We start from the raw sequence: 11,992 nt of genomic DNA, 5'->3' as shown, positions 1-11,992 counted from the left end.
GTGATCCACTGAGGGGCATGTATATCTACAGGCGCTGTCTCTGGGATGGGTGATCACAAAAATACATCTACCCACTGCTGTTCCCTGATGCAAAAAGCCATCCCTGCGTGTCGTCACAAGGATGGCCAGGATGTTAAGCGGATAGCCCTACTACTGCCGTTCTACAGCTGCCCTACTGCTCAGCCCTTCGCTGTCCTACAGGCACGCTTCACTGATGCCGTTGAGATGTCGAAGTGCTCTGCTGTGGCCTTGATGCTTGCGCTGTTCTCGCTACGCCACTGAGCAACCTGAGCGTCATCGATGGTCTTCTCTCTGCCCAGCGCTCGACCCTCAGTCCTCGCCCGTTCGATCCCTGCCATCTGCCTCGCCTTGATGTTGCTCCTCTCCAGCTCAGCCATACCGGCGAGCATTGTCAGCATCATCTTCCCCATGGGCGTTGAGAGATCGAAGCCTTCACGAATCGAGATCACAGCGACTTCCTTCGCGGCCAGCGCTTCGACTGTCTCCAGCACATCGATGGTGTTACGGCCAAGGCGATCAATCGCATAGACCACGACGGTGTCACCCTTGCGCACGTACTGGAGGAGCTTGCTCAGCCCTTCACGTTGCTCTGCCTTGATCGCTCCCGAGGTTGCCTCATCGGTGAACCACGTATCGATCTTGTACTTCTCCTCGATGGAGGCTCGCTGTGTGGCTGTGGTCTGGTCGTCAGTGCTAACGCGCAGGTAGGCAATGGTTGCTGCCATGGTTGGTTACCTTCCTTGGTGGATCACAATCTATGGCTCAATACTATGGGTGGCTCAGTGGCACGTCAAACACTATTGATCCATGATAATGGTAACTCCCTAGCGTGGCTCTCAGGGTGTACCTTCTGATCTATGCTGGCGGCAGGGCTGGCGGACGTGACGGACAGAGGGAACACGGCGAGGAGCGCGAGGCTGGCTGGTAGGAAATGCGGGATATCCTGCATTTGGTAGCGAGAGCAGCAGCGAGGCTGGCTGGTAGGAAATGTGTGAAATCCCACATTAGGTAGCGGGAGGAGCAACGAGGCTGGCGATGATACGTAGATAATCCGTACCCATCGATAGGGCTGGCGGACAGAGGGAGCGCGGAGACGGCGACGATGATGAACAAGCACAGTGGGTGGCTAACGACGAACGAAGACGGGGCTAACGGGGTAGCTGTGCGCGTTCACCCCCATAGATATCGGCTCAGAGATGTGCGCCAAAAAAATAGGCCGGTGCCAACGGTGAGTGAGTCCGTAAGCATCCGACCTATAGGTGTTCGATGTGTTGTTCTGCTGGTGCTGGTGCTAGTGCTGGTGCTAGTGCTGGTGCTGCTGCGCTGTGATGCCCGCCAGCTGGGGCTGAGAGGCGTCGCTGTGTGAAATCCATGAGAGATCCTGGGCCTTCGCCTTGCCGATTGAGCGAGAGAGCGCGAGTGGTGAGCCTTCAAGGCCGTCTTGAGCCGAGGCTGTTGGCTGTCGCTGTGCTGTCGGTGCGTTGCCGGTGAGTGGTGGGATCATCCAATACCACCTTCCCTCGATGGAGCCTTTCTCTCTGGGCCGAGTGTCAGCCAAGCGAAGCGCTCACTGTTGGACTCACTGAGGGAGGCTCATGAGAGGTATATACATGGAGGGTGATACATCCCACAGAGGCACTAAGAGACAGCTAAGAGGTGAACTAACAGAGGGACTAGTAGAGGGACTCATAGCTGTACCTATAGATAGGCAAACAGGGGGGCTTTCTGTTTCCCCCATGAATGGGCACTAATCGCTAGCTCACGTCTCACGGGCGTCTCAGAGGTGGTCTCATAGGCGGTCTCAGCGTTGGCTCAGGAGTGGGTATGCATAGGGATGGTATCGTCCATAGCTAGCTCACAGAGGGGCACACAGAGGGGCACAGCGGGAGAGGCGAAGCGCTCTTCTCCATGAATGGGCACGAATCGACAGCCACTGTGTGGCGCTGTGTGGAGCCATGAGAGTTGATCATCCTTACCTGCCCAATCACACCAGCCATGGCATAGTGAAGCTCAGAGAGCCGCACAGAAGCTCTCTGTGGATAGAAACCTGAATATCTGATCAAGGTAGTGATAAGCCGAATGACTTCTACCGCATCCGGCTCATATTTTATCTTTCAACTAGCTAGACAGTGCATATTAATCAGACAAACTGAAGTGCGAATATATACTCAGCTATTCGCTGTGCTCGACCTTCAAGGAACGACTTCAGGTCATCTTTCTCCATACACTCAAATTCTTTAACTCCAATAAACCCATTGCCATACAAATCAACATTATCCTTGAAAGAAAGCTGGAATGTTTTAATAGCAGTAGCTGGACTTAATTGCGACCAATTGTTATTAGATAAGGCTTCAAGAGGTATTAAATTTGCAGCACAATTCTCCCCATAGTTATTTAAAGCTTCTAACACAGAACTATTTGGCGAACCTTTATTATTTTTACACCATGCTCTAGGAAAAACATGATGCAATTGAACTTTTTTATTACCAGAAGTAACTCTCCAATCTAAAGAGCTTCCAGTAACAACATCCGACTTTGCACGAGACTTAATCACAATCTGAATAGCCTGTTTTAGTGCACCACCTAGCTCACCATCTAAGACTCTTGCCTTAATATCATCCACACTAACATGAGAGCTTGCTTCATCAAACAATTGATCAAGCTTAGTATTGTAGTCATCTTCAGAGGCACTCTCGAGAATATTCTTTAACCCTATAAGATCTTTACCAAATTGAGTTAGAAATCCTTGATCATACCTAGTCAACAAAAGATTGCGCCAATAGAATGCCTTAAACAACTTGGCCGTATTTTGCGCTGTATATTTGTCCTCTTCATTTACTCTTAACGACAAGTAAAGGATTGTAGAGGCCGGATAAGGTAGCTCTTTCAGTGAAGCGCTATATCCAATAACCTCATCAAACATATTCTTTACATAGACTTCAACCTGCTGCAAGTTACTTGTAAAGTGCAGGTAGTACTCTAACGGAGTGCCAATTAAATCCTTGCCTTTAATGGTACTAATAGACTTATAGGTCTCACCATAGTCTTTCTTTGCAATACAGAACGAGCCAGTAACCAACTGGCAAAAGAATTCTTGACGATTTTCATCGCAAAGCAAACTTAGGTTTGGCAAATCGCTCGCCGACTTGAATACATCTTTAAGAACAAAAGCGCTACTGCTCTGACTGAATAGATTGTTATGAAGGAGGTCGAAAGTGGAAACCTTCGTTCCAGTTGTATTCAGAACATCAAATATCTCACAAACATCACCCAGAGTTATAGTGCTCGCTATTTCAGCGATCGGTATCTTAATATTATTGACAGACTCGGATATTTCATTTATTGCACCTTCAATTCTATCTCTTTCTTCGTCAGTAGGATACTCTTTTTCAGGATATGTTGCAGGGTTATGCACAGCTCCAATATACCTACTATACTTTTTATAATCCTGAAGAGGAATTTTTCTAGCAGCTACATGAGAGGCTATGGAAGATAGTCCTCTCTTCGCCAAGTCAGCCTCTTTATAATAAACCACACAAGTATCACGACCTTCAGAACCGCTCATATATTTATCAAGGTCTATATACCAATAGCCAGAAAAAGCATATCTTTTATCAGCAGCTTTAAGGCCACCAAAAACCATAGCCAGAGATGTCAATCTTTGCTTGCCATCTAGAACCATCTTAATAACGGACGGGGACTCTTCAAAAGATTTAAACTTAGTTTCGTCTTTCAGTTTAACAGGCTCGGAATCGGTGTGAGGATTATTCTGCGGTTGATCCCAAACAGTAACTAATCCGAGAGGATAACCCTTAAGAATTGACTGCACCAACTCCTTAACTTGGGAGCTTTTCCAAACAAAATCTCTTTGAAACTTAGGTATTTGCCAGAATCCATACTCAAGAAGATCTAGACACTCAGTTATTTTTTTTGTGTTGACTTCTAAAGTCATTTTGCATCTCCAAAATTTGAGCAATCGGTGTATAGATAAAATCTTAATTACCATATACCACGATTCAATGGAATTTCCATCTCCGCATGACTTATCCAAGTACAACAACTCACATCACGCGCTACCAACCAGCCACCGACATAGGTCTCCAGATACATAACGCTAGCAGGTTGTGGCCGCCGGCCGCGGCGATCTCCAATGCCCTGCGTGCCTGATGCTGGCCACGCACCTCGCTCAGGTCGGGCTCCGGCAGGCGCGCCTGGGGAATGATCGAGCACACATGCGGCGTGAGGCGCTCGCGCCCCAGCAGGTGAGCCACCAGCTCCAGCAGATGACCCACCGCCAGTACTTCCAACTCCTCGGCGAGTGCCGCCTCGTCGGCATTGCCGCGCGGCACCACCAGCGTCCGCCCCGCCTTGCGACAGCAGAGTGCGGCTGGCAGCACGCCGGTCACGGCGCGGATGCTGCCATCGAGCGCCAGTTCGCCAAGGCACTCCATCGCTGCCACGGCCTCTTCCGGTATCTGCCCGGAGGCGACCAGAATTCCCAGCGCAATGGGCAGATCGAAGCGTCCGCCTTCCTTGGGGAGGTCCGCTGGCGCCAGATTGAGGGTGATGCGCCGCGCCGGAAACTCGAACCCGGCATTGAGCAGCGCACTGCGCACCCGCTCGCGACTCTCCTTCACCGCCGCTTCCGGCAAGCCGACGATGGACAGCCCCGGCAAGCCGTTGGAAAGGTGTACCTCCACCTGAACTTCCGGTGCCTCGAGACCAAGTGACGCGCGCGTGCGCAACATTGCCAATGACATGAGCCTTCCCTGCGTGATGCCGCCTCTCAGTTGCACGGCGCAATCGGAGCAGGCACTGGCCTGCCATGAGCGCGAAGGCACACACCGCTGCCAACCCTCCCAGCATGGCAAACCTCATACTCCCCAGAAGGCGAGCGCCTCAACGCTCGGGCGCTCGACAATTGCCGCAAGGCTTCGCATACCCCCACGACACTGCCATGCGCCGCCTGGATATACGTGCTCAGGTGACGATTCTCGCGTCTATAACGTAAATTTCTTTACGCCTCAGACTCACGTAATTACTGGATACGTAACAAACAGACAGGATGTGGATAAAATTACATAATCATTGCGTGTGGACATTTTTTGAGCGCTCAAAACTTCATCATTCAAGGCACTGATACCATCGATGATCAAGCGAACCAACGTCGAACCAGGACGCCCACAGCCCGATCTCAACTCACAAGCACCAACCAACAGAAATTAAACTCAATAACTGCAGGCAGGGTGCTTGGACGATCGACTCAGTCGATTGATGAAAGCCATGTCAGAGATCAGATTGAGCCAGAGGAGCCCATGAGGCGCCTGTCAGGGAGAGATCAGCGACGGCGCATGCGCTGCGTTCGAGGAGTTTGCACGAGTATCGGGTCGTTGATGTCCGGGGATTGGCGCCTGAGGACCTGGTACTGAGTGACGGGTGACGGCTTACTGCTGCCTGGTGATTGAGAGCGTCTGGTGCCCTGCGGCTGCGGCTGCGGCTGCGGCTGCCATTCAGCTTCACCCACAGCGGCGCGCCCGGGGGCTGACGATGTGGGTCGCTTGCCGACATGACGCTTACGCTGCCAGCATTGCCGACAAACGCTCGCGGCGAGTTAAAAGTAGCGGCTTTGGCAGCAGTTTCCACGCAAAAGCGCCTTTTTTTGCGCATTTCAGCGCCACCAGTCGCCACATGGGCATGGTGTGAGGCCGACTCGAGACCTGCCTGCACCAAGAAAGTGCTCATACAGGGGCGATAGCGCCCTCGAGAGAGCCACAAGAGTGCCGCCGGACGGGGACTGCTGTATATTTGATCGGTTGTCCCGGCCTTGCCGGGATGACCGCCAAGCTGTCTCACGGAACGCCGCCGATGCGCGGCAGAGAATCGTCCAACCCACGGAAAGGGCCAGCCATTCAGGACGACTTCGGCTTGTTTCAGGAGCACTACCCATGCAAGACATGCTTGCCCCGCTGGCATCCCTGGCGGATGTGATCGGCATGCTAGGCACCACTCTGGTCGTCGGCGCCTTCTTCCTGCTGCAGATCGGCAGACTCGATGCCCGCAGCCTGACCTACAACCTGATGAATCTGAGCGGGGCGATCCTGCTGTTGATCAGCCTGTGCATCAATTTCAACCTCGCCAGCTTCGTGATCGAGATCTTCTGGATCATCGCCTCAGTGGTAGGTCTGGTGCGCTGGATGCTGGGCACTCGCCCCCAGACTGCCTGAGGCCGCCCCTCAGAATCAGCGGCGCCCATGACGCAAAAAACCGCCACGCCCCGAAAGGGCGTGGCGGTTTTGGTTCAGCCGTCACCTGACGGAATCAGGCGTCGCGCTGGCGCTCGATTTCCGCGGCGTGACTGGCGGCTTCACGCTTCGCTACCGCGGCTTCCCCCTCGTCATCCACTGGCGTGGCGGGCTCGGCAGCCGGTGCATTGGCCGCTACCAGCCCCTGCTTCTCCAGCAGTGCCTCGAGGGCGATGACCTGCTTTTCCAGCGACTCGACGCGGCTGCGCGTACGCGTCAGCACATCCATCATGATGTCGAAGTCTTCACGCGAGACCAGTTCCATGCGGTCGAAGGCACCGCGCATCACCCCTTGCACGGACTTCTGCAGCTCTTCCGGGCCATGCGAGGCATCCTGCAGGCGCTCACCGATCTGCTGGGCCATACGCCCGATGACGTCATTCTTGAACATGCTGCACCTCAGCCGTTGCGGGCCGGCAGACGCGTCGTGCGGACTGCCGGTCAGAAAATGATGACACCCCTGTACATGGGGCCGTCGTGTCCTGCTGCAAGGATACGCAACCCTGGAGTCGGGTGCATGCCCCGCATCGCCCTGCACCAGACAATCCTCATCGACAGGCACACACCTGCACCACATTAGCACTTGCCCCCACACCCAAAGGCGCAGAAACAGCACCATTACGGTGCATGCCAGGTGACCTTCGGATTCAGCCATCTTTGCACAGGCCGAAAGACTGTCAGCCATCCTGCGATAACCAGATGAGTTACAAGGATTTTCAGCCGCATGGCACATCTCGTGCGATGCACTTGTCAGGAACAGGCCGCCAGCTCATCTGACTGGCCATGCTTAACAAGAATGATCATTCCGGTAGCGAACGGGGGCAGCACATGAAACTGATCACCGCCATCATCAAACCCTTCAAGTTGGACGACGTGCGAGAAGCACTGGCCGACAACGGCGTGCAGGGGATTACCGTCACCGAAGTGAAGGGCTTCGGACGTCAGAAGGGGCACACCGAGCTATATCGCGGTGCCGAGTACGTCGTCGACTTCCTTCCCAAGGTCAAGATTGAAGTGGCTGTCGATGACAGCAGTGTGGAATCGGTACTGGACGCCATCACCCAGGCGGCCAACAGCGGCAAGATCGGCGACGGCAAGCTGTTCGTCACTCCGCTGGACGATGTCATCCGTATCCGCACCGGTGAACGCGGCGCCGACGCTGTCTGAGCCCCGCGCACAATAACAAGGAGAACCCCGCATGAACGAGATCATCGAGGTCAAGTACGCACTTGATACCTTCTACTTCCTGGTCTGTGGCGCCCTGGTGCTATGGATGGCAGCCGGCTTTGCCATGCTCGAGGCCGGTCTGGTCCGCGCCAAGAACACCACCGAGATCCTGACCAAGAACGTGGCGCTGTTCGCCATCGCCTGCACCATGTACATGGTCGTCGGTTACCACATCATGTACTCGAGCGCCGAAGGCGGCTTCCTGCCGAGCCTGGGCTTCCTGATCGGTGCCGAGAATACCGCTGAGGAAGCGCTCGCTTCCGGTGGCGACATCTACTACAGCGCACGTTCCGACTTCTTCTTCCAGGTCGTGTTCGTGGCTACCGCCATGTCCATCGTCTCCGGTGCGGTCGCCGAGCGCATGAAGCTGTGGGCCTTCCTGGCCTTCGCCGTGGTCATGACCGGCGTCATCTACCCGGTGCAGGGTTACTGGACCTGGGGTGGCGGCTTCCTGAGCGCAGCGGGCTTCAGCGACTTCGCCGGTTCCGGCATCGTGCACATGGCCGGCGCTTCCGCCGCACTGGCAGGCGTGCTGCTGCTGGGCGCTCGCAAGGGCAAGTACGGCAAGAATGGCGAGATCAATGCCATCCCGGGCGCCAACCTGCCGCTGGCCACGCTGGGTACCTTCATCCTGTGGCTGGGATGGTTGGGCTTCAACGGCGGCTCCGAGCTGGTGCTGTCCAACATCGATGAGGCCAACGCGGTCGCTCAGGTCTTCGTCAACACCAATGCCGCTGCCTGTGGTGGTGTCATCGCCGCGCTGATCCTCGCACGTCTGTGGTTCCGCAAGGCTGACCTGACCATGGCCCTCAACGGCGCACTGGCTGGCCTGGTCGCCATCACTGCGGGTCCGCTGGCACCGAGCGTCGGTGCTGCCACCCTGATCGGTGCCGTCGGCGGTCTGCTGGTCGTGTTCTCCATCGTCGGTCTCGACAAGCTGAAGATCGATGATCCGGTCGGCGCCATCTCCGTGCACGGTGTGGTCGGTCTCTGGGGTCTGCTGGCCGTGCCGCTGACCAATGACGATGCCACCTTCTCCGCACAGCTGCTGGGCGCCGCCTCCATCTTCGCCTGGGTGTTCATCGCAAGCTTCGTGGTGTGGCTGATCATCAAGGCCATCATGGGGATTCGCGTCAGCGAGGAAGAAGAGTACGAAGGTGTGGATCTGGCCGAATGTGGTATGGAGGCCTATCCGGAATTCACCTCCAGCCGCAAGTAAGCCTGGACGCGACAGCACCTGCAGCATCAAGACTCCCGCCACCTGGCGGGAGTCTTTTTTCCTGACTGGATAAGCGGTGTATGCTTGAGTCAGAGACCGGCGTGACGAGCAGGCCTCGTTACCCGCACCATCACCCAAGGAGAGACACGATGAAACTGGTCACTGCCATCATCAAGCCATTCAAGCTCGACGACGTGCGCGAATCCCTGTCGGAGATTGGCGTGCAGGGTATCACCGTGACCGAGGTCAAGGGATTCGGCCGCCAGAAGGGCCACACCGAGCTGTATCGGGGTGCCGAGTACGTGGTCGACTTCCTTCCCAAGGTGAAGCTGGAAGTCGCGGTGGATGACGCCATGATCGATTCCGTGATCGAGGCGATCACCAATGTCGCCAACACCGGCAAGATCGGCGACGGCAAGATCTTCGTCTCGCCGCTGGAGCAGGTCATTCGCATCCGTACCGGCGAGACCGGCAAGGACGCCGTCTGAGCCTCTGGCGCAAGCCCCTGGCACTGACGTGCTGCCCCGACGGGTGACATGAGCACACAAAAAAACCGCAGGCCATCGGCCTGCGGTTTTCTCGTTTCAGCACTTGCCGTTCATGCGTGATGCTCGCGGATCACTTCTCGACGAAGGCACGCTCGATCACGTAGTCACCCGGCACGCCCATCTTCGGCGAGATGGCGAAGCCGCGCGCATCCAGCATGGCGCTGATGTCGTCGAGCATCGCCGGGCTGCCGCAGATCATGGCGCGGTCACGCTTCGGGTCCAGCGGCGGCAGGCCGATGTCCTCGAACAGCTTGCCGTTCTCGACCAGATCCGTGATGCGGCCCTGGTTGCGGAACTCCTCGCGCGTCACGGTCGGGTAGTAGATCAGCTTCTCGGCGATCTCTTCGCCCAGATACTCGTGCTTGGGCAGCTCTTCCGCGATCATGTCGGCATAGGCCAGCTCGGAGACATGGCGCACGCCGTGCATCAGGATGATCTTGTCATAGCGCTCATAGGTTTCCGGGTCCTGGATGACGCTCAGGAACGGGGCCAGACCGGTGCCGGTGGAGAACAGGTAAAGGTTCTCGCCCGGCAGCAGATCGTCCAGTACCAGCGTGCCTGTCGGCTTGCGAGAGACCATGATCTGATCGCCCGGCTGCAGGTGCTGCAGGCGTGAGGTCAGCGGGCCGTCCTGCACCTTGATGGAGAAGAACTCGAGGTGCTCCTCGTAGTTCGGGCTGGCGATCGAGTAGGCGCGCATCAGCGGCTTGCCTTCGACTTCCAGGCCGATCATCACGAACTGGCCGTTCTTGAAACGCAGGCTGTCTTCACGCTGAGTGCGGAAGCTGAACAGCGAATCGTTCCAGTGATGGACGTCGATGACTTCGGTTGTGGTCAGACTGCTCACCTGATGGCCTCCCGGGGCGTGGCCCCTCGAATTCGATATTCTCTATTGGCATAAACAAATAACAGCTTATGACCCAATGAACTATGCAGCAATTGTAGTCACTGCAGGGTTATGCGTTAAATGGTTTATCTGGATATAGGTTATCTAGTTTACCAATATTGGTTGCGAATGAATCGCATTTCAACCTTGATCGTGCAGGGTCCGCCCGCTCTGACGACGAATTCTGCGTTGCGTTAACTTTCGCCTCCTCATCTCTGCTCCTTCACTGCATGCCCCGGGAGGTCGAATGCGCTACAGCCTTCGCCAGCTGGCCGTCTTCGTGGCGGTCGCGCGGCATGACAATGTCTCGCTGGCCGCCGACAGTCTGGCCATGTCGCAATCAGCGGCCAGCACGGCACTGGCCGAGCTGGAGCGTCAGTTCGATTGCCGGCTGTTCGATCGCCATGGCAAGCGCCTGCGGCTCAATGGCCTGGGGCGTGAGCTGCTGCCCAAGGCGATCGCGCTGCTGGACCAGGCCGAGGAGCTGGAGCAGCTGCTCGGTCAGCAGGACGCCACCGGCTCGCTGGAGATCGGCGCGACGCTGACCATCGGCAACTATCTGGCGCCACAGATCATCGGTGACTTTCTGCATCATCACCCCGCCAGCCGCGTCGAGCTGCACGTGCACAACACCCATCAGCTGATCGACAAGCTGGTGCACTTCGAACTGGACATCGGGCTGGTGGAAGGCGAGGTGGAGCATCCGCTGCTGGAGGCGACCCACTGGGTCAGTGATCGGCTGAGCATCTTCTGTGCGCCGTCACACCCGCTGGCACAGGGCGAGGTCACGCTTGAGCGCCTGCTGGCGGCACGCTGGATCATGCGCGAGCGTGGCTCCGGCACACGCGGCACCTTCGAGCAGGCATTGCGCCCACATCTGGACGGGCTTTCGACCAGCGTTTCCCAGCGCCTCGACATCATGCTGGAGCTGGAACACACCGAAGCCATCAAGCGTGCCGTGGAAGCGGGGCTCGGCATCGGCTGCATCTCGCGCCTCGCGCTGAGAGATGCCTTTCGGCGCGGCAGCCTCGTCGAGCTGCCCACTCCATGGCTGGAGCTGACGCGCGCCTATCGCTTCGTCCACCATCGTGACCGCTTCATCACCCAGGCGATGCGCGAATTCGTCGCCGGTTGCCGCAACCTGAGCGGCAGCGCCTCACGCAGTGACGAGATCATCCTGCCGCAGGTGCCGTGATTCGCACACGCTCGGCCTTCAGCAACCGAGCCTGCTGACACTACTTCCTCACGCCATGGGGTTCAAAAGAATAGCGAGCACTCACACACAGACGCCGCCAGCGTTTCCGCTGGCGGCGTCCTGGTCTCTGCATGACGGGGGAGTGATCAGTGAGTCAGGCCGGTGAAACGCGCCTTGATCTCATCAGCGCTCTCGTGGGAGAGGTCCTTGTCGACGGTTTCCGTCACCAGCTTGGCGACCGGCTTGTCGAGCTTGTCGCGCAGCGCCCCCAGGAACTTGGGCGCGGCGGCGATGATCAGCTGATCGAACTTGCCGTCATTGGCCGTCTGCTTGAGGTATTGTGCGACTTCCTTGGCGAAGAAGTCCTGATGCTTGTCGGAGGTCGCGCCATCATCGCCAGTCTGATGCAGGCTGCCGTGCCCGCCGCTGGATTCACCCTTGCCACCGGTTCTCAGGTCACCGGTATGCTGGCGGCTTTCAGGATGTACGAGGCTTTCCACTTCGGTGACCTTGCCAGCGGCACGGGCAAAGATACGTGCACGTGCGGCATCGGCAGCAACGATGTAAGTAACCATTTACACACTCCCTGTCTCT

Annotated in this window: 10 protein-coding genes and 1 pseudogene; 5 read left to right on the top strand and 6 right to left on the bottom strand. The window is 56.6% G+C overall.

Going from position 1 to position 11,992, the window contains the following annotated elements; all coding sequences use genetic code 11:
• Positions 1-179: 179 nt before the first annotated feature.
• From AOG28_RS10805 to AOG28_RS10800, 3 genes and pseudogenes are all read right to left on the bottom strand, one after another.
• Positions 180-746 (bottom strand): recombinase family protein, encoded by a 567-nt coding sequence (locus tag AOG28_RS10805; RefSeq protein WP_054556410.1) that lies wholly within the window; start codon positions 744-746, stop codon positions 180-182.
• A gap of 1,415 nt (positions 747-2,161) precedes the next feature.
• On the bottom strand, positions 2,162-3,973 hold the full coding sequence (locus AOG28_RS17795) for a DUF262 domain-containing protein (protein ID WP_160317872.1): 1,812 nt from the start codon (positions 3,971-3,973) through the stop codon (positions 2,162-2,164).
• 163 nt (positions 3,974-4,136) lie between these two features.
• Positions 4,137-4,781, bottom strand: a pseudogene (locus AOG28_RS10800) (magnesium chelatase domain-containing protein); the annotation flags it as partial.
• A gap of 1,185 nt (positions 4,782-5,966) precedes the next feature.
• On the opposite strand from AOG28_RS10800, the gene AOG28_RS10795 reads away from it, so the two are divergent.
• Positions 5,967-6,245, top strand: a complete 279-nt coding sequence (locus AOG28_RS10795; RefSeq protein ID WP_043331581.1) for a CBU_0592 family membrane protein — start codon at positions 5,967-5,969, stop codon at positions 6,243-6,245.
• Positions 6,246-6,339: 94 nt separating this feature from the next.
• On the opposite strand, the gene AOG28_RS10790 is transcribed toward AOG28_RS10795, so the two are convergent.
• Positions 6,340-6,714 (bottom strand): accessory factor UbiK family protein, encoded by a 375-nt coding sequence (locus tag AOG28_RS10790; RefSeq protein ID WP_052384297.1) that lies wholly within the window; start codon positions 6,712-6,714, stop codon positions 6,340-6,342.
• Between the two features lie 437 nt (positions 6,715-7,151).
• On the opposite strand from AOG28_RS10790, the gene AOG28_RS10785 reads away from it, so the two are divergent.
• The 3 genes from AOG28_RS10785 to glnK all read left to right on the top strand — a co-directional run bounded on the left by AOG28_RS10785 (position 7,152) and on the right by glnK (position 9,257).
• On the top strand, positions 7,152-7,490 hold the full coding sequence (locus AOG28_RS10785; protein ID WP_043331582.1) for a P-II family nitrogen regulator: 339 nt from the start codon (positions 7,152-7,154) through the stop codon (positions 7,488-7,490).
• A gap of 31 nt (positions 7,491-7,521) precedes the next feature.
• Positions 7,522-8,769, top strand: a complete 1,248-nt coding sequence (locus AOG28_RS10780; protein ID WP_043331583.1) for an ammonium transporter — start codon at positions 7,522-7,524, stop codon at positions 8,767-8,769.
• 149 nt (positions 8,770-8,918) lie between these two features.
• Positions 8,919-9,257 (top strand): P-II family nitrogen regulator, encoded by a 339-nt coding sequence (gene glnK, locus AOG28_RS10775; protein ID WP_024951507.1) that lies wholly within the window; start codon positions 8,919-8,921, stop codon positions 9,255-9,257.
• Positions 9,258-9,387: 130 nt separating this feature from the next.
• On the opposite strand, the gene AOG28_RS10770 is transcribed toward glnK, so the two are convergent.
• On the bottom strand, positions 9,388-10,164 hold the full coding sequence (locus AOG28_RS10770) for a ferredoxin--NADP reductase (protein ID WP_043331585.1): 777 nt from the start codon (positions 10,162-10,164) through the stop codon (positions 9,388-9,390).
• 286 nt (positions 10,165-10,450) lie between these two features.
• Here AOG28_RS10770 and AOG28_RS10765 point away from each other — a divergent pair, with 286 nt between their 5' ends.
• The gene (locus tag AOG28_RS10765) at positions 10,451-11,398 is read left to right on the top strand and encodes a LysR family transcriptional regulator (RefSeq protein WP_054556409.1); all 948 of its coding nucleotides are present in this window, start codon (positions 10,451-10,453) and stop codon (positions 11,396-11,398) included.
• Between the two features lie 146 nt (positions 11,399-11,544).
• Here the strand turns inward: AOG28_RS10765 and AOG28_RS10760 are convergent, their stop codons facing one another.
• Complete coding sequence (locus tag AOG28_RS10760) at positions 11,545-11,973, bottom strand: host attachment protein (protein ID WP_043331587.1); 429 nt, start codon at positions 11,971-11,973, stop codon at positions 11,545-11,547.
• Positions 11,974-11,992: the final 19 nt, after the last annotated feature.

Origin of the sequence: Cobetia sp. UCD-24C (assembly GCF_001306765.1) — a bacterium.
Taxonomy (GTDB): domain Bacteria; phylum Pseudomonadota; class Gammaproteobacteria; order Pseudomonadales; family Halomonadaceae; genus Cobetia; species Cobetia amphilecti.
Note: the sequence above shows the minus strand (reverse complement) of the source record. Positions and strands in the feature narration are given on the sequence as shown.

What these genes read in the sequence shown, in the direction of transcription:
- AOG28_RS10805 (WP_054556410.1), bottom strand. Translation starts at nt 746, where the DNA reads ATGGCAGCAACCATTGCCTACCTGCGCGTTAGCACTGACGACCAGACC.
- AOG28_RS17795 (WP_160317872.1), bottom strand. Translation starts at nt 3,973, where the DNA reads ATGACTTTAGAAGTCAACACAAAAAAAATAACTGAGTGTCTAGATCTT.
- AOG28_RS10795 (WP_043331581.1), top strand. Translation starts at nt 5,967, where the DNA reads ATGCAAGACATGCTTGCCCCGCTGGCATCCCTGGCGGATGTGATCGGC.
- AOG28_RS10790 (WP_052384297.1), bottom strand. Translation starts at nt 6,714, where the DNA reads ATGTTCAAGAATGACGTCATCGGGCGTATGGCCCAGCAGATCGGTGAG.
- AOG28_RS10785 (WP_043331582.1), top strand. Translation starts at nt 7,152, where the DNA reads ATGAAACTGATCACCGCCATCATCAAACCCTTCAAGTTGGACGACGTG.
- AOG28_RS10780 (WP_043331583.1), top strand. Translation starts at nt 7,522, where the DNA reads ATGAACGAGATCATCGAGGTCAAGTACGCACTTGATACCTTCTACTTC.
- glnK (WP_024951507.1), top strand. Translation starts at nt 8,919, where the DNA reads ATGAAACTGGTCACTGCCATCATCAAGCCATTCAAGCTCGACGACGTG.
- AOG28_RS10765 (WP_054556409.1), top strand. Translation starts at nt 10,451, where the DNA reads ATGCGCTACAGCCTTCGCCAGCTGGCCGTCTTCGTGGCGGTCGCGCGG.
- AOG28_RS10760 (WP_043331587.1), bottom strand. Translation starts at nt 11,973, where the DNA reads ATGGTTACTTACATCGTTGCTGCCGATGCCGCACGTGCACGTATCTTT.